The 16443-nt window shown below is 72.9% G+C and carries 13 protein-coding genes, 2 tRNA genes and 1 rRNA gene; 8 read left to right on the top strand and 8 right to left on the bottom strand.

Going from position 1 to position 16443, the window contains the following annotated elements; all coding sequences use genetic code 11:
• A 16S ribosomal RNA gene (locus J3P38_RS15015) occupies positions 1-268 on the bottom strand; the annotation flags it as partial.
• Positions 269-863: 595 nt separating this feature from the next.
• The gene (gene tyrS, locus J3P38_RS15010; protein WP_210504237.1) at positions 864-2129 is read right to left on the bottom strand and encodes a tyrosine--tRNA ligase; all 1266 of its coding nucleotides are present in this window, start codon (positions 2127-2129) and stop codon (positions 864-866) included.
• 72 nt (positions 2130-2201) lie between these two features.
• On the opposite strand from tyrS, the gene J3P38_RS15005 reads away from it, so the two are divergent.
• Positions 2202-3611, top strand: a complete 1410-nt coding sequence (locus J3P38_RS15005; protein WP_210504236.1) for a serine/threonine-protein kinase — start codon at positions 2202-2204, stop codon at positions 3609-3611.
• 107 nt (positions 3612-3718) lie between these two features.
• Positions 3719-5290: a serine/threonine-protein kinase gene (locus J3P38_RS15000; RefSeq protein WP_210504235.1), complete on the top strand. Its 1572-nt coding sequence runs from the start codon at positions 3719-3721 to the stop codon at positions 5288-5290.
• A 4-nt stretch (positions 5291-5294) separates the two neighbouring features.
• On the opposite strand, the gene J3P38_RS14995 is transcribed toward J3P38_RS15000, so the two are convergent.
• A tRNA-Ile gene (locus tag J3P38_RS14995) sits at positions 5295-5368 on the bottom strand.
• A gap of 684 nt (positions 5369-6052) precedes the next feature.
• Here J3P38_RS14995 and J3P38_RS14990 point away from each other — a divergent pair.
• The 3 genes from J3P38_RS14990 to J3P38_RS14980 all read left to right on the top strand — a co-directional run bounded on the left by J3P38_RS14990 (position 6053) and on the right by J3P38_RS14980 (position 9608).
• Positions 6053-7450 carry a DUF1800 domain-containing protein gene (locus tag J3P38_RS14990; RefSeq protein WP_210504234.1) on the top strand — a complete coding sequence of 466 codons (1398 nt, stop codon included), beginning with the start codon at positions 6053-6055 and terminating at the stop codon, positions 7448-7450.
• Position 7451: 1 nt separating this feature from the next.
• On the top strand, positions 7452-8732 hold the full coding sequence (locus tag J3P38_RS14985; protein ID WP_210504233.1) for a DUF1501 domain-containing protein: 1281 nt from the start codon (positions 7452-7454) through the stop codon (positions 8730-8732).
• A 123-nt stretch (positions 8733-8855) separates the two neighbouring features.
• Positions 8856-9608: a PIG-L deacetylase family protein gene (locus J3P38_RS14980; RefSeq protein WP_210504232.1), complete on the top strand. Its 753-nt coding sequence runs from the start codon at positions 8856-8858 to the stop codon at positions 9606-9608.
• 43 nt (positions 9609-9651) lie between these two features.
• Here J3P38_RS14980 and J3P38_RS14975 read toward each other — a convergent pair whose 3' ends face one another.
• Complete coding sequence (locus tag J3P38_RS14975; RefSeq protein ID WP_210504231.1) at positions 9652-10479, bottom strand: hypothetical protein; 828 nt, start codon at positions 10477-10479, stop codon at positions 9652-9654.
• 308 nt (positions 10480-10787) lie between these two features.
• Here J3P38_RS14975 and J3P38_RS14970 point away from each other — a divergent pair, with 308 nt between their 5' ends.
• Positions 10788-11594, top strand: coding sequence for an SDR family NAD(P)-dependent oxidoreductase (locus J3P38_RS14970; protein ID WP_210504230.1), 807 nt, complete (start codon positions 10788-10790; stop codon positions 11592-11594).
• 101 nt (positions 11595-11695) lie between these two features.
• On the opposite strand, the gene J3P38_RS14965 is transcribed toward J3P38_RS14970, so the two are convergent.
• From J3P38_RS14965 to dnaG, 3 genes are all read right to left on the bottom strand, one after another.
• Positions 11696-11771: transfer RNA gene (locus tag J3P38_RS14965), tRNA-Asn, on the bottom strand.
• Between the two features lie 52 nt (positions 11772-11823).
• Positions 11824-12330, bottom strand: coding sequence for a hypothetical protein (locus tag J3P38_RS14960; RefSeq protein ID WP_210504229.1), 507 nt, complete (start codon positions 12328-12330; stop codon positions 11824-11826).
• On the bottom strand, positions 12327-14228 hold the full coding sequence (gene dnaG, locus J3P38_RS14955) for a DNA primase (protein WP_210504228.1): 1902 nt from the start codon (positions 14226-14228) through the stop codon (positions 12327-12329). The genes J3P38_RS14960 and dnaG overlap by 4 nt, the downstream gene beginning before the upstream one ends.
• Before the next feature lie 242 nt (positions 14229-14470).
• On the opposite strand from dnaG, the gene J3P38_RS14950 reads away from it, so the two are divergent.
• Together J3P38_RS14950 and J3P38_RS14945 are read left to right on the top strand one after the other, a co-directional pair.
• Positions 14471-14746, top strand: coding sequence for a DUF3618 domain-containing protein (locus J3P38_RS14950; protein ID WP_210440540.1), 276 nt, complete (start codon positions 14471-14473; stop codon positions 14744-14746).
• 25 nt (positions 14747-14771) lie between these two features.
• Positions 14772-15098 carry a YtxH domain-containing protein gene (locus J3P38_RS14945; RefSeq protein WP_210504227.1) on the top strand — a complete coding sequence of 109 codons (327 nt, stop codon included), beginning with the start codon at positions 14772-14774 and terminating at the stop codon, positions 15096-15098.
• A 29-nt stretch (positions 15099-15127) separates the two neighbouring features.
• On the opposite strand, the gene J3P38_RS14940 is transcribed toward J3P38_RS14945, so the two are convergent.
• On the bottom strand, positions 15128-16411 hold the full coding sequence (locus J3P38_RS14940) for a deoxyguanosinetriphosphate triphosphohydrolase (RefSeq protein WP_210504226.1): 1284 nt from the start codon (positions 16409-16411) through the stop codon (positions 15128-15130).
• Positions 16412-16443: the final 32 nt, after the last annotated feature.

Raw genomic sequence — 16443 nt, 5'->3', positions numbered from 1 at the left:
GCCATGGTGAGCCATTACCTCACCATCAAGCTGATAGGCCGCGAGCACATCCCTGGCCGAAAAACTTTCCACCAACCACCATGCGACAGCTGGTCATATCCGGTATTAATCACCGTTTCCGGTGGCTATCCCGAAGCCAAGGGCAGATTACTCACGTGTTACTCACCCGTTCGCCGCTCGAGTACCCCGAAGGGCCTTTCCGCTCGACTTGCATGTGTTAAGCACGCCGCCAGCGTTCGTCCTGAGCCAGGATCAAACTCTCCATCGAAAACCATCAACCACCCCCACCACCACAAACGGCAGCAGAGGCAGCGACTATCAATAAGAGCCACATCCCCTGACAAGAACAAAACTGACAATTGTCAGAATCATCGTCAAAGAAACCGCGACACCACACCCAGCCCCACCCACAAAGAGCAGAACCAGAACATGACGTCAACGGGGCATAACAAACTAATTCGTCGACTAATCAAACACACTGTTGAGTTCTCAAACATCAGACGCACCCACATCGCGGTCCGGTGTGGACCTCGGTTGCGTGAGGCAACTGGTCAAACTTAGCGAGCGGCTTTCTGGCGAGGCAAATCCTCGGCTGTTCCGCTCCGACCCACTGGTGTCACCGTGACCGATGACCGCTTCGGGTTGTCCTGCCCGGGGCCGGGAGCCCGACCTGACCGGTCTTGCTCCCCGCCGCTCCCTGGCGACAGGAGAAACATTAACCAGCCCCGGCGCCGCCACGCAAATCGAAACCGTGTGACCGCGCGCACATCTGCGTTTGCGCAGGTCAGAGGCCTGTTGTGGCAGGAGGGGCCGCTGGGATCCCGCTCGAGGACGTCCTCACGGCACCGGTCGAGCTGGTCGCCTCACCCCACCTGGACGCCGGCGAACTTCTTCTTCCCGCGCCGCAGCACGAGCCACGAGCCGGCGAGCAGGTCGTCGCCGGTCGGTCGGAGCTCGGGGTCCTCCACGCGCACGTTGTTCAGGTAGGCGCCGCCCTCGGCCACCGTCCGCCGCGCCTCGCCCTTGCTCGTGGCGAGACCAGCGGCGACGAGCAGGTCGACGATGCCCGGCAGCTCACCCGCCGGCACCGTCGTCCCTCCGGCCTCCCCCAGCGCCGAGGCGAGCGTGTCGGGCTTGAGAGCGGCGAGGTCTCCCCCGCCGAAGAGCGCGGCTGCTGCGGCCTTCGCCTGCTCGACCTCCTCCGGTCCGTGCACCAGGGCGGTCACCTCGTCGGCCAGTCGCTTCTGCCCGGCGCGCAGGAACGGCTTCTCGGCCGTCTGCTGCTCGAGGTCCTCGATCTCCTCGCGGCCGAGGAAGGTGAACACCCGGAGCAGCTCGCCGACCTTCTCGTCCTCCACGTTGAGCCAGAACTGGTGGAAGGCGTAGGGCGACAGCATCTCCGGGTCGAGCCACAGGGCGCCGCCCTCGGTCTTGCCGTACTTGGTGCCGTCGGATTTCGTGAGCAGCGGCGTCGCCAGCGCGTGGACGTGGGCGCCGTCGGTGCGGCGGATCAGCTCCACGCCGGCGGTCAGGTTCCCCCACTGGTCGGAGCCACCGAACTGCAGCGTGATGCCGTGCTGCCGGTGGAGCTCGAGGAAGTCCATCGACTGCAGCAGCACGTAGGAGAACTCGGTGTAGCTGATGCCCGACTCGAGCCGACGCCTGACGGTGTCGCGGGCCAGCATCCGGTTGACCGGGAAGTGCTTGCCGATGTCGCGCAGGAAGTCGATGGTCGACAGCGAGGCGGTCCAGTCGTAGTTGTTGACCATGGTCGCGGCGTTGGGGCCGTCGAACGACAGGAACGGCTCGATCTGCCCGCGCACCCGCTCGACCCACTCCTTGACCGTGTCGAGGGAGTTGAGCGTGCGCTCCCCGGAGTCACGCGGGTCGCCGATCATGCCGGTGGCCCCGCCGACGAGGGCGTACGGCGTGTGTCCGGCGTCCTGCAGCCGCTTGGCCGTCAGCACCTGCACGAGGTGGCCCATGTGGAGGCTCGGCGCCGTCGGGTCGAAGCCGACGTAGAACTTGACGCTCCCCTCGCCCAGCGCCGCGCGGAGCGCGTCGCGGTCGGTGGAGTGGGCGACGAGGCCGCGCCACTCCAGCTCGTCGAGGACATTGGGGGTCGTCACGTCGGTTCCTTCGATGGGGGCAGGTTGGTGGACGGGCACTAGCCTAGGGCGCGGACGCGGGAGGTTCGGCACGTGATCGCAGGCAGGTACAGGCTCGAGCGGGAGATCGGCCGCGGCGGCTCCGGCACGGTGCACCTGGCGGTCGACGAGGTGCTGGGGCGTCCGGTGGCGATCAAGCGCATCGGGCTGCTGCCGGGCTCCGACGACGTCGAGCTCGAGCGTGCTGAGCGCGAGGCGCGGCTGGCGGCGGCGCTCAACCACCCGCACGTCGTCTCCGTGTTCGACCTCGTCGACGAGCAGGGCGTGCGGTGGCTCGTCATGGAGTACGTCGACGGGCAGACGCTGGGCGAGCGGGTCCGCGCCTCGGGCCCGCTCGAGCCGGCCGAGGCGGCGATGCTGCTGGCGCAGACCGCCGACGCGCTGGTCGAGGCGCACGCGCGCGGCATCGTCCACCGCGACGTCAAGCCGAGCAACATCATGATCGCGGGGGACGCGGCCAAGCTCAACGACTTCGGGATCGCCCGCTCGGCCGACGACCCGTCGCTCACCCAGACGGGGCTGGTGACGGGGTCGCCCGCCTACCTCGCGCCCGAGGTCGCCTCGGGCTCGTCCGCGACGCCCGCCAGCGACGTCTGGTCGTTGGGCGCGACGCTCTACCACGCGGTCACGGGGAGGCCGCCGTACGAAGTCGGCGACAACCTCATCGGCGCGCTCTACAAGATCGTCCACGAGGACCCGCCCCGGCTCCCCGACGAGCACCCGGTGGCCGGGCTGCTCACCATCATGATGAACCGCGACGCCGACGCCCGATGGCCGATGCCGAGGGTCCGCGACGAGCTGGCGCGGGTCGCGCGAGGCGAGCGCTCGGCCGTGGTCCCGGCTGCCGCCACGACGGCCCGCCGGGCGACCGGCGTCCTGCCCCCTGCCGAGGTCGCACCCACCACCGCCGGGGCGCGACGCTCCGGGCCGCGCCGCTCCGGGACGCGCTGGGGCTGGATCGTGGCGGCGGCGGCGATGGCGGTGGCGGCCGTCGTGGCGGCGTACGTGCTCGCCGGGCGCGGCACGCCCGAGGCGCTGGCCGAGGACGACGGCGGCACGCCGCAGACCGCCACCCCGTCCGAGACGTCCGGGACGTCGAGCCCCACCGGCAGCGCCTCGCCGCCGGTCACGGCCCAGGACACCCGCGAGGAGATGGACGCCTTCATCACGTCCTACCTCGCGACGGTCACGACCGACCCGCGAGCGGGCTTCGAGCAGCTGACCCCCGAGTTCCAGGAGGCGAGCGGGGGCTACGAGGGCTACCTCGGCTGGTGGGGCCGGGTCCGCTCGGCGGCGCTGGCCGAGGTGCGGAGCGACCCGTCCGATCTCACCGTCGGCTACACCGTCGACTACGTCATGGAGTCGGGCGAGCGCAGCACCCAGCAGGTGCGCCTCCAGCTCGAGCGGCGCGACGACCGGCTCCTCATCGCCGGGGAGGGCTAGGCGCCGGCGGGCGTCCGCCCCGGCGCTCGGGGGGTACTGGTCCTCACGGGTGAGGACGTTCTCCCGCAGGTGACTAGCCTGAGCAGGAGCCACGGAAGGGGTGGGACGTGATCGCAGGGAGGTACCGCCTCGAGCGGGAGATCGGGCGCGGCGGGGCCGGCGTCGTCCACCTCGCCCACGACGAGGTGCTCGGCCGACGTGTGGCGATCAAGCGCATCGGCCTCCTGGCCGGCACCACCAGGGACGACATCGCGCGGGCCGAGCGCGAGGCGCGACTCGCGGCCGGCATCAACCACGCGCACGTCGTGTCGATCTTCGACCTCGTCAAGGACGAGGACTGCTACTGGCTAGTGATGGAACACGTGGAGGGCCACAGCCTGGCGGAGCTGGTCGCCACCGAGGGCCCGCTGGACCCCCGGCGGGCCGCCGGGATCCTCGCGCAGGCCGCCGACGCCCTCGTCCAGGCCGGCACGGCGGGCATCGTCCACCGCGACGTCAAGCCCTCCAACATCATGGTCGGCGCCGACGACCACACGAAGCTCGCCGACTTCGGCATCGCGCGCGCCGTGGGCGACGCGACGCTGACGCACACCGGCCTGGTGACGGGCTCCCCCGCCTACCTGGCCCCCGAGGTCGCGTCGGGACAGCCGGCGACCTCGGCCAGCGACGTGTGGTCGCTCGGCGCGACGCTCTACCACGCGGTCGTCGGCGAGCCGCCGTACGCCGTGGGCGACAACGTCCTCGGTGGCCTCTACAAGGTCGTGCACGACGAGCCGCCGCGGCTGCCCGCCGACCACCCCGCGGCCGGCCTGCTGGGCGTGATGATGGTGAAGGACCCCGGGCATCGCTGGACCGTCCGGCAGGTCCGTGACGACCTGCGGCTCATCGCGCGCGGGCGGCCCAGCACCGCCCTCGCGGCCTCCCCCCGCGGCGACGCGGACGACGACGGCACGGACCCCGGCACGCGGACGATGCCCGTCGCCGCCGCCGGTGCCCTGCCGGTCGCGGCTGCCGCCGCCCCTGCCGCCGCCTCTGCCGCAGCCGCTCCTGCCCCGCCGCCCGCCCCGTCCCGTGACACCACCCCCCCTCCGGAGCCGGCGCGATCGCGCCGGCTGCCGCTCGGCTGGGTGGCGGCGGTGCTGGCCCTGGTGCTCGTCGCCGGGATCGGCGCGTGGCTGCTCTGGCCGGGTGACGGCGAGCGGCCCGCGGGCGGCACCGGCGATGCGGCATCGGAGCAGTCGTCCCCGTCGGGCGAGCCGACGGAGTCCGAGGACCCGACCGCGACGACGGAACCGTCGGAGACCGAGGAGCCGACGGAGGAGCCGACGGAGCCGACCGAGGAGCCGACGACCACCAGCCCGCCCGCGACGGGTGCCACCGCGGCGTCGATGCAGGCCTTCGTGCGCGACTACTTCGCGACGGTCACCTCGGACCCGGAGACCACCTTCGCCATGCTCACCCCTGAGTTCCAGGCCGACAGCGGCGGCTACGGGCGGTACGCAGGGTTCTGGAGCACCATCACCTCCGCGACCCCGAGCGGCATCCGGGCCGATCCCCGCACGATGACCGTGTCCTACACGATCGTGTTCGAAACCACGGACGGCCGGACCAGCACCGAGCAGGGTCGGCTGCAGCTCGCCCAGGACGGCGACCGGTACCTGATCGCGGACGAGGGCTGACCCGTAGGGCGGGTGGGGCTCGAACCCACGACCCAAGGATTATGAGTCCTCTGCTCTGACCGACTGAGCTACCGCCCCTCGGGCGCACCCTAAGCGATCGCGGATCGCCGCCGGGCGGGCCCCCGGCGTCCGGGCCCCGGCGTCATACGAACCGGCTGCGCCCCGGCGTCATACGAACCGGCTGCGCCCCGGCGTCATACGAACTGGAGGTCATAGGTGCGGCTTCGTATGACGCCCACCGGCGCGGCGAGCCCTAGCGTCATACGAGCCGGAGGCCATGGGTGCGGCTTCGTATGACGCCCACCGGCGCGGCGAGCCCTAGCGTCATACGAGCCGGAGGCCATGGGTGCGGCTTCGTATGACGCCCACCGGCAGCCGAGCCCCAGCGTCATACGAACCGGAGGTCATAGGTGCGGGTTCGTATGACGCCCACCGCCGCCGGCCGAGCCCCAGCGACATACGAACCGGACGCCATAAGTGCGGGTTCGTATGACGCCCACCGCCGCCGGCCGGGCCCAGCGTCATACCAACCGGACGCCATAGGTGCGGCTTCGTATGACGCCCACCGGCGTTCCGGGTTCCACGGCGGCGAGACCGGGCGTCACTGCCAGAACCGCGGTCGCTTCCTCACCGAGATCCGGCGTTCGGCTTCGCGCCCGGGCGCGCACGTGGGACAGTGTGCCGTCTCGGTGGCTCGGGTATGGGAGGACCTCGGTGGCCAGGAACGCCTCAGAACTGCTGTCCCCTGCGCAACGTCACCTCGTGACGCGCTTCGGCTACGGGGTCGACGGCACCCTCGCCCGGGACGTACGCCGAGCCGGCGGCGCGAAGGCGTGGTTCGAGCAGCAGCTCACCCGCCCCAGCTCGTTCAACGACCGCGACGCCGACGCCGTGCGCCGGTGGTGGCCCGACCTGGACCGCACGCCCGCGGACCTGTGGCAGCGTCAGGTCCAGGAGGTCCGCGGCGGCTGGCAGGTCATGGAGGACTACGGCCGCTGGCTGCTCGTGCGGCGCATCCGCACGCGACGCCCGGTGCTGGAGAAGATGACCGAGTTCTGGGAGGCGATGCTGCACGTGCCGGTGAGCGGCGACGCGCAGTTCACGTGGCGCGTGGACTACGGCGACACCGTCCGCCGCCACGCGCTCGGCCGCTTCGACCAGCTGCTGGCCGCGACCACCACCCACCCCGCGATGCTGATCTTCCTGTCGGCTGCCACCTCCACCAAGCGCTCGCCCAACGAGAACCTCGGGCGCGAGCTGCTCGAGCTGCACACGCTCGGCACCGGCAGCTACGACGAGGACGACGTCAAGGCGTCGGCGCGGATCCTCACCGGCTGGCACGTGGACCTGTGGAAGACGTGGAAGGCCTCCTACGTCGAGGAGGACCACTGGACGGGCCAGGTCCGGGTGCGCGGCTTCGAGCACGACAACCGCGAGGCCGACGGTCGCGAGGTGACCAGGCAGTACTTGCGCTACCTCGCCCACCACCCCGACACCGCCCGCCATGTCTGCGAGCGGCTCGCGACGAAGTTCGTGCGCGACGACCCGCCGCAGGCGCTGGTGAAGCGGCTCGCGAAGGTCTACCTGGAGAACGACACCGCGATCGTCCCGGTGCTCCGGGCCCTGGTCGCCAGCAAGGAGTTCCGCGCCTCGGCGGGCGACAAGCTGCGCGACCCGGGCGAGGACGTCGTGGCGACCTACCGAGCGCTGGGGGTCGAGGTGCGCCGGCCGAGCCGCAACGACTCCGGCGCCAACGCGATCCTCTGGCAGGCCTCGGGCCTCGGGCTGTCGCCGCACGCGTGGCCGCGGCCCGACGGGACGCCGGTCACCGACGACGTGTGGGCCTCGCCCGCACGCGCGCTCGGGTCGATGAGCATGCACTGGTCGATGGCCGGCGGCTGGTGGCCGTCGGAGGGGCTGCGCTACCGCACGCCGAGCGCGTGGGTGCCGAAGAAGCCGATCCGGTTCGCGGACCTCGTCGACGAGGTGAGCCGCGACCTGCTCCACCGTCCGGCGTCCAGGCGGCTCGTCGAGACCGCGTGCCTGGCCACCGGCTGCCGGGCCAAGGAGAAGATCGACCGCGAGCACGGTCTCTACGAGTGGGGCTTCCCGCGTCTCCTGGCCGCCGTCCTCGACTCCCCCGACCACCTGGCGTGCTGACATGACACCTCCTGAGACCCCCACGCGCTCCTGCGGCTGCCCCGACTACGACGAGGCCCGCCTGGCGCTCAGCCGCCGACAGCTCGTCGGCACCGCCCTGGCCGGCGGCGCCGTCGCGCTTGGCCCCTCGCTGACCGGCGCGGGCCCCCGGGCGTACGCCGTGACGGGCCGCTCCGCGGCCACCCTGGCGCCGGGCGGCTCGGTGCTCGTGCTGCTGTCGCTGCGCGGCGCCGCCGACGGCCTGTCGCTCGTCGTGCCGCACGCCGACCCCGTCTACTACGCCGCCCGCCCCCGGCTGGGCATCCCGGCGTCGTCCCTGCTCGCGCCCGACGCGATGTTCGGCCTGCACCCGGCGCTCGCTCCGCTGCTGCCGATGTGGAACGCCGGTTCCCTGGCGGCGGTGCACGCCACCGGCATGGCCACGCCGAACCGGTCCCACTTCGCCGCCATGGAGGCCATCGAGGACGCCGCTCCCGGCTCCGCCGAGCGCAACGGCTGGCTCAACCGGCTCCTGGGCGAACTGCCGGGGACCTCGCCGCTGCAGGGCACGGCCATGGGCAACCAGGTGCCGACGTCGCTGTTCGGCGCCAACCCAGCGTTCGTGGTCGACCGCGTCGACCAGGCCAAGGTGGCGGGCGCGGAGGAGGACGGACGGCGGCTCGCCTCCCTCGCGCACGCCTGGCGCGGCAGCAGCCCGATGAGCCGCGCGGTGCGCGACGCGATCTCGGGGGCGAAGACCTTCGGCGCGGCTCGCGACACCGCTGCCGGCACCCCGGCGACGCCGTACCCGGTATCCGGCCTGGGCAAGGCGCTCTCCGACGTCTCCCGCATCATCCGCTCCGGGGTCGGCGCCGAGGTCATCACCGTCGACCAGGGCGACTGGGACATGCACACCGACGCAGGCACGCTCGAGTGGGGCGAAATGAAGCGCAACGCCGGTGACCTGGCGGCCTCGATCGCCGCGTTCTTCTCCGACCTGGGCCCGGCCGCCGGCCGGGTCACGCTGGTGACGCTCAGCGAGTTCGGGCGCCGGGTCCGGGAGAACGACGACTACGGCACCGACCACGGCTTCGGCAACGTGATGTTCGTGGCGGGCGCCGGTGTGCGAGGCGGTCGCTACTACGGCACCTGGCCCGGCCTGTCCGACACGCCGGACGCCGACGTGCTGGTCACCACCGACTACCGCAGCGTGCTCACCGAGGTGGTCACCAAGCGGTTCGGCGTGTCGGTCGCGCAGGTGTTCCCCGGGTTCACCCCGCAGTCCGTCGGCGTGATGGCCTGAGCCATCACGCCTCGCTCGACCGGGCTCAGGGCGCGACCGGACCGGGTGCCCCGGGCTCGGCGCGACCGTACATGAGTAAGTGTTCGCTTCACTGCACGAGCGGCGCGGTGCCATGCTCGGACCATGACCGACCAGCGTCCCGCCCCCCCGTCGTTCGAACCGCTCCCCGAGGACTGGGAGAGCGCGCTCTTCGTGGTCGCGCACCCCGACGACATCGAGTACGGCGCCGCCGCGGCGGTCGCGCGCTGGACCGGCCAGGGCAAGCGGGTCGTCTACTGCATGGTGACCAGCGGGGAGGCCGGCATCGACGGCATCCAGCCCGACGAGTGCGGTCCGATCCGCGAGGCCGAGGAGGTCGCCTCCGCGGCCGCGGTGGGGGTCGACGAGGTGGTGTTCCTCCGGCTGCCGGACGGGATCCTGGAGTACGGCGTGGAGCTGCGGCGCGCGATCGCGAGGGTCGTGCGCGAGCAGCGCCCCGACATCGCCATGACCATCAACTTCCGCGAGACCTTCGGCGGCACCAACCTCAACCAGGCCGACCACATCGCCGTCGGCAGGGCGCTGCTCGACGCCGTGCGCGACGCGGGCAACCGGTGGATCTTCCCCGAGCAGCTGACCGACGGCCTCGAGCCCTGGGGCGGGGTGCGGGCGGTGTGGGCGGGCGGCTCGCCGCAGTCCACGCACGCCGTCGACGTCACCGACACCTTCGACGCGGGCGTGGCGTCGCTGAAGGAGCACCGGGCCTACATCGAGGGCCTGGGGTGGGAGGGTTGGGACCCGGAGGAGTTCCTCGACGGGATCCTGCGGGGAGGCGGCCAGGGCCTCGGCGTCACGCACGCGTCGACGTTCGAGGTCTTCCCGCTCGGCTGGGGCTGAGCACCGTGCCGCCGGCTGGGGACTCCGTCGCCTGGCCTCGCGTTCAGCGGCCGCCGAACCTCCGCCGCCGCGCGGAACGCGGTGAGCGCTCACCGGCGCCCGCGAACCGCGCCCCCACCAGCGGTGGCGGCGTCGCGGGCTGCGGCGCCGCCGCCTCGACGGGGCCGCCCGGCGCGGCCGGCTCCTCCTCGGCGGCGTCCGGGTCGAACTCCGACTGCACCGCGGTCAGGTCGTACTGGGCCAGGATCGCCCTGACCTCGTCGATCATGGCGACCAGCTCCGCGTCGGAGGTCGCCGCGACCCGGGCGACGAGCGCGTGGCGTCCGAGCGAGGCGCCCACGACAGCCCCCTGCTCGAAGCGCAGCCGCATGAAACCGCTCGCGTGCTGGTCCTCCAGCGACCGCAGGATCGCCAGCATCCGGTTCCCGACCTCGGCGAGGTGGTGGAGGTCCTGGCGCTGCCCGCGCGCCGCGACCACCCGCGACCCGGCGGTGACCACCGTGCTCCACTCCACGCCGTCGACGGTCATGAGGCGGCCCAGGCAGTGGTCCACCGCCGCAGCCGTGTCGACGGCCCCGACGACCGTGAAGTGGGGCACCACCCGCTCCTCGACCCTGTGCACGGTCGCCCGGTACGTTCCCTCGCCCGCGGGCGTCCAGGTCACGGTCACGGCCAGCCGGCGCCGACCGAGGCCCTCCATGCCGCGCAGGTCGCCGATCCCGACGAGCTCGCCCATCCGCCGGGCCAACCGCCCGGTGTAGGGCAGCGCCGCCGCCAGCGCACCGGCGGCGCCGTCACTGCCCACGACCGTCCCGTCCGGTCGCACCACGAACTCGGTCCCGGCCCCGGCCTGCCCCTGCTCCGTGCTCATGCGGCCACCTTCGCGCAGCCCGGGCGCCGTTCCGGCCGGCGTAACGCATCGTTCACACGTGCGGCCGAAAGCGTTACGTCACGGCAACCGGACGGCGCTCCCCGCGGAACGTGCAGGCCGCACCGTGGTCGAGCGGGCCCGGCATGGGGGATCCCGCGAGCCCGGCTTCGGCGTCACGGGGCATGGCAGTGAGCCCCGGGGACCGGGGTCCGGGATCGCACAACGGCGTGCGAGCAGCGAGGGACCCGGGGGCGTCGCCCGGGTCCCTCCCGCACGCCCCGCCCGGACCCCGGCGCTAGGTTCGGGCCATGCAGATCGACCTCAGCGGCAAGCGCGTCCTCGTCACCGGCTCCACCCAGGGCATCGGTCTCGCGATCGTCGAGCAGCTCGCGGCGGCGGGCGCCGCCGCCGTGGGCGTCAACGGTCGGTCCGAGGAGTCGGTGGGGCGGGCCGTCGCGCAGGCCCGCGACGCCCGGCCGGGCGTCCCCGCTGACGCCCTCGTCCCGGTCGTGGCCGACGTGGCGACCGACGAGGGCTTCGCCCGGGCGGTCGAGGCGATGCCCGACGTCGACGTGCTCGTCAACAACCTCGGCATCTTCGAGAGCCGCCCGGCGCTGGAGATCACCGACGAGGAGTGGCGGCGGTTCTTCGAGGTCAACGTGCTCGCCGGGGTCCGCCTCACGCGCCACCACCTCCCCCGGATGGTCGAGCGGGGGTGGGGCCGGGTGCTCTTCGTCGCCAGCGACTCCGCGGTGGTGACGCCCGTCGAGATGATCCACTACGGCATGTCGAAGACCGCGCTGCTCGCGGTCTCACGCGGCTTCGCCAAGGAGGCCGCCGGCAGCGGGGTCACCGTCAACTCCGTGATCGCCGGGCCGACCCACACGGGCGGGGTCGAGGACTTCGTGCGCAGCCTCGTCGGCGACGACCTGCCCTGGGACGAGGCGCAGCGCGAGTTCATGCGCACGCACCGGCCGCAGTCGCTCCTCCAGCGCCTCATCGAGCCCTCCGAGATCGCCGCCATGGTGGCCTACCTCAGCTCGCCCCTCGCCTCGGCCACCACCGGCGGTGCCGTACGGGTGGACGGCGGGTACGTCGACGCGATCCTGCCCTGACGCCTCGGCGCCCCGGGTCCGCCCACCGCCCGGCGGCTCGGGGCCGTCGCTCACACCGGGAGATGGCGAAGGGCCCGAGGCGTCGGCCTCGGGCCCTTCTCTGGCTCCCCCGGTTGGACTCGAACCAACAACCCTCCGGTTAACAGCCGAATGCTCTGCCAGTTGAGCTACAGGGGATCGCTTGTGCAGCGAGCCGAAACCTTAGCAAGCCCCCTCACCGCGGGTGAAATCAGGGCAGGCCCACGTCACGGCGGGCCAGCTCGAGCGCCTCCCCGGCCGCGGCGCGGACCGCCGGGTCGTCGGGGTCCACGCCCTCGTCGTACTCGTAGACCCACTGCACCTCACCCGCCCCCGAGGGTGCCCGGCGGGCGATGACGCGCAGTCCGCGGCGACGACCGAGCCGGACGTGGCGCTGCAGGACGACGCTGGCGGTGACGCGCTCGTGGACGAGCTCGAGGAGCCGTCCGGGGGCCTCGATGGTGGCGGTGTGCACCGGGCGCTGCTCCCCCCAGGAGCCGACCTCGGAGAGCCGGAAGGTGTCGGTGTCGCGGTCCCACCCGGCCGACTCGACCTGCTCCCACGGGACCCGACGGGTGGTGCCGTCGGTGACGACGTAGAAGGCGTCACGGGTGCCGGCCAGGACGGTGCCGTCGGCCGTGGTCGCGGCGGCCAGCACCCGCTCCCCCGGGCCCACGTCGACGGACGGGGACGGCGTACGCCTCCGGAAGCGGCTCACGCGGATCCTCCCGGCTGGCCCACGGCGCCCTCGCGCAGCTTCCGGCGGTGCTGCTCGAGCATGACGAGCTCGCCGAACATGCGGTTGTAGTCGAGCGCGTGCTCGACCGGGTTCGTGCGCTGGAGCCGAGCCTTCACGTCGGCGATGCGGCGCGACGTGGTGAGCTCCTGGAGCCGGTAGACGTAGGCGACGGCGAACGTCGGCGTCGGGTCGGCGGTGCCGCGGACCGGCTCCACGCCCAGCTCGGTCACCGCGGCGACCACGGCCGGGTCGCTCGCCGAGCCGCGGACCCGGTTGGCCCAGCCCGGGTCGTCGACTCCGGTGGTCGGGCCGCCTGCCCGGGTCACCGCCTCCCACACGCCCTGGAAGGTCGGGTGGGTGAAGTCGCCGGGGGTCACGTGGGCGGTCGTGCGCCCCACGCCCGCCGGGTGCTGGATGACGAGTTTGAGCAGCTCGCGCTCGATGAGGAAGCGGGGGTCGGACAGGCTGGGCAGGGCCGGCCGGGCGGGCTCGGGTGTCTGCGGCGGCTCGCTCGAGCGGGCCGGGCGCCGCTCGTCGGTGCGGGCCGGGCGGCTGGCCGCCCGGCGCACCTCCTCGCGCACCTGGTCGAGGTCGACGCCGACCATGTGGGCCAGCTCGCGGGAGAAGGACTCGACCTTCGTCTTGTCGCGGATGCCGGCCACCAGGCCGGCCGCGTCGCGCAGCGCGTCGACGCGGCCGTCGGCGCGGTCGAGGTCGTAGCGGGTGAGGATGTTGTCGAGGGCGAAGCGGTAGAGCGGCTGCCGGCTGGCGACCAGCTCGCGGACCGCCTCGTCGCCCTCCCGCAGGCGCAGGTCGCACGGGTCCATGCCCTCGGGGGCGACGGCGACGTAGGTCTGGGAGGCGAACACCTGGTCGCTGTCGAGCACCTTCATCGCGGCCTTCTGGCCCGCCGAGTCGCCGTCGAAGGTGAAGATCACCTCGCCGTTGGTGGTGCCGTGGTCGCCGATGAAGCGGCGCAGCACCTTGGCGTGGTCGGTGCCGAAGGCGGTGCCGCAGGACGCCACGGCGGTCCGCACGCCCGCGAGGTGGCAGGCCATCACGTCGGTGTAGCCCTCCACCACGACCGCCTGCTGGCTGTCCTTCATGGCGGCGCGGGCCAGGTCGAGGCCGTAGAGCACCTGGCTCTTCTTGTAGATCGCGGTCTCGGAGGTGTTCAGGTACTTGGCCTCGATGCGGTCGTCGTCGAAGATCCGGCGGGCACCGAAGCCGATCGTGTCGCCGTTGGCCTCGCGGATCGGCCAGACGAGCCGGCCGCGGAACCGGTCGTAGTGGGAGCGGCCCAGGGCGACCAGGCCGGCGGCGACCGCCTCCTCGTCGGTGAAGCGGCGGCCGCGCAGGTGGCGGGTCAACGCCTCGCCGTCGCGGGGTGCGAAGCCGACGCCGAACATCTCGGCGGCGGCCTGGTCGAAGCCGCGCTGGTGGAGGAACTGGCGGGCGACGACGGCGTCGGCCGACCCGAGCTGCTCGGCGTAGAACTCCTGGGCCACCCGGTGTGCCTCGACCAGCCTGCCGCGGGCCGGCCCGCGCGGGCGTACGGGCTCGTCGTCGCCGTCCTCGCGGCGCAGCTGGACGCCGTACTTCTCGGCGAGGCGCTCGACGGTCTCGGTGAAGGTCAGGCCGTCGACCTTCATCACGAAGGAGATGACGTCGCCGCCCTCGCCGCAGCCGAAGCAGTGGAAGAACTGCCGAGCGGGGTTGACGTTGAACGACGGCGTCTTCTCGTCGTGGAACGGGCACAGTCCCTTCAACGACCCGCCGCCGGCGGGCTTGAGCGTGACGTAGCCGGAGACCACGTCGTCGATCCGCGCCTTCTCGCGCACCTCGGCGATGTCGTCGTCGCGAATCCGGCCTGCCACGCCGGGGAGTCTACGGGCGGGCCCCCATCGGCGCGGCGCGGTCTCCCCAACCCCGGAGCGGGCCGCCCGCCACCCCTTGGGGCGTGGGCGGGTGGTGCGTGCCACCCGAGTTTGGGAGGCTCGGGACATGACCGCTCAGCAGGGAGGGCCAGAGAGTCAGGCTCTCGGAGCACCCGTCCACCGACTGTCCCGGCCGAGCCGTGCCCAGGGCCCGTCCACGGACGCGACGGAGGCGGCGCACGATGGGTGAGCAGGTGAACGGCTCCTCCGACGGGCACAAGACGCCCGAGCAGCTCGCGGCCGAGATCGCGGCGCAGCGTGAGCAGCTCTCGCACACCGTCGACGAGCTCGCCGCCAAGCTCGACGTGAAGTCGCAGGCGCGGCGCAAGGTCGCGGACCTCCGGGGTGCCGCGACCACCGACTCGGGCACGCCGCGCCCCGAGGTGCTGGCCGCTGCCGGCTCGCTCGTCGCGATGGCCGTGGTGCTGCTGCTGTGGCGGCGCCGTCGCACCCACTGACCACCGCCCAGGGAAGGGGAACCACATGAAGAAGCTCATGCTGCTCGTCGCCGGAGGCGTCGGCTACGTGCTCGGCGCGCGCGCCGGCCGGGAGCGCTACGAACAGATCAAGAGGACCGCCACCCGGGTCAAGCAGGACCCCCGGGTGCAGGAGAAGGCCCACCAGGCCGCCGACCTGGCCAAGGAGAAGGCCCCGGTCGTGAAGGACAAGGTCACGGCGGCGGCGAGCTCCGCCGCGGACAAGGTGACCCCGTCCAGCAACGGCGACCACCGCTCGGACCTCGAGGACCAGCTGCACCCCGACAGCACCGCCCGCCAGGAGGACCCGTACCCGCAGGGCGACCTGCCCTGACGGGGCCCTCGCGGCCGGCTCGCCGCTGACTAGCCGGCCGCGGGCAGCACCAGCGCAGCGTGGCGGGCGACGGCGCTCGCGTCGGTGAGTGAGGCGACCTGGTCGATCACCACCCGCCGGCGTGCGGCGTCGTCGCCGGCCGCGTCCCAGTCGTCGACGAAGACGCGGTCGAGCCCATCGGCACCGCGCTGCCACAGCGCCTCCACCAGCTCCGCGACCAGCTGGCGCTGGCGCTCCATCAGCGCGACCCGGTCGTCGGCCTGCATCACGTAGAGGGCGGCCACGCCCTTGAGCACGCCGATCTCCACCTGGGTGCTCTCCGGGACGACCAGGTCGGCCCGGTGGCGGACCAGCGGGTCCCCGCCCGCCGCTGCGAACGTGGCTTGCTGGACGCTGCCGCAGAAGCGGCCGATGAGGTCGCTGGTGAGGTTCTTGATGGCGGCGAGGCTGCGCCTGCTCCCGTCGTACGACGACCGCGGCCAGCTCCCGACGGCCTGCAGGCCCTCGAGCGCGACGTCGAGCGTCGCGTCGTCGGCGCCCGGGAGGTACCACGAGCGCACCGTCGCCCACAGCGCGTCCCGGTCGAGGCGGGTCAGGTCGAGCCGACCGGCCACGATGCCGTCCTCGACGTCGTGGACGGAGTAGGCGACGTCGTCGGCGAGGTCCATGACCTGCGCCTCGAGGCAGCGCCGGCGCCCCTCGACCCCGGCGCGCAGCCAGTCGAACACCGGGCGGTCGTCGTCGTAGACCCCGAACTTCACCACCACGCGCGGGGTGCCGTCGGCGTGGACGCCGTGCGGACCGGTCGCCTCGGAGCGGCCCCACGGGTACTTCGTGCAGGCGTCGAGCGTGGCGCGCGTGAGGTTGAGGCCCACGGAGCGGCCGTCGGCGTCGACGGTCTTCGCCTCCAGCCGGGTCAGCAGCCGGAGCGTCTGGGCGTTGCCCTCGAAGCCACCGCAGTCGACGCTCAGGCCCGCCAGCGCTCGCTCGCCGTTGTGCCCGAACGGCGGGTGGCCGAGGTCGTGGGCGAGCGCCGCGGTCTCCGCGATGTCGGGATGGGTGCCCAGCGCACGAGCGAGGTCGCGCGCGACTTGGGCGACCTCGAGGCTGTGGGTGAGCCGGTTGCGGACGAAGTCGTCGGTCTGCGGACCCACCACCTGCGTCTTCGCCGCCAGCCGGCGTGACGCCGCGGCGTGGACGACGCGCGCCCGGTCGCGCTCGAACGCCAACCGGACGGGGGCGTCGACCCGCTTGGGCGGCTCGGCCACGAGGCGCTCGCGCGCCGCGTCGTCGTACAGGTCCTCGATGCTCATCGGCCGGTCAGCCTAGCGAGCACCGGGGACGA

The organism is Nocardioides xinjiangensis, assembly GCF_017916455.1.
GTDB lineage: Bacteria > Actinomycetota > Actinomycetes > Propionibacteriales > Nocardioidaceae > Nocardioides > Nocardioides xinjiangensis.
Note: the sequence above shows the minus strand (reverse complement) of the source record. Positions and strands in the feature narration are given on the sequence as shown.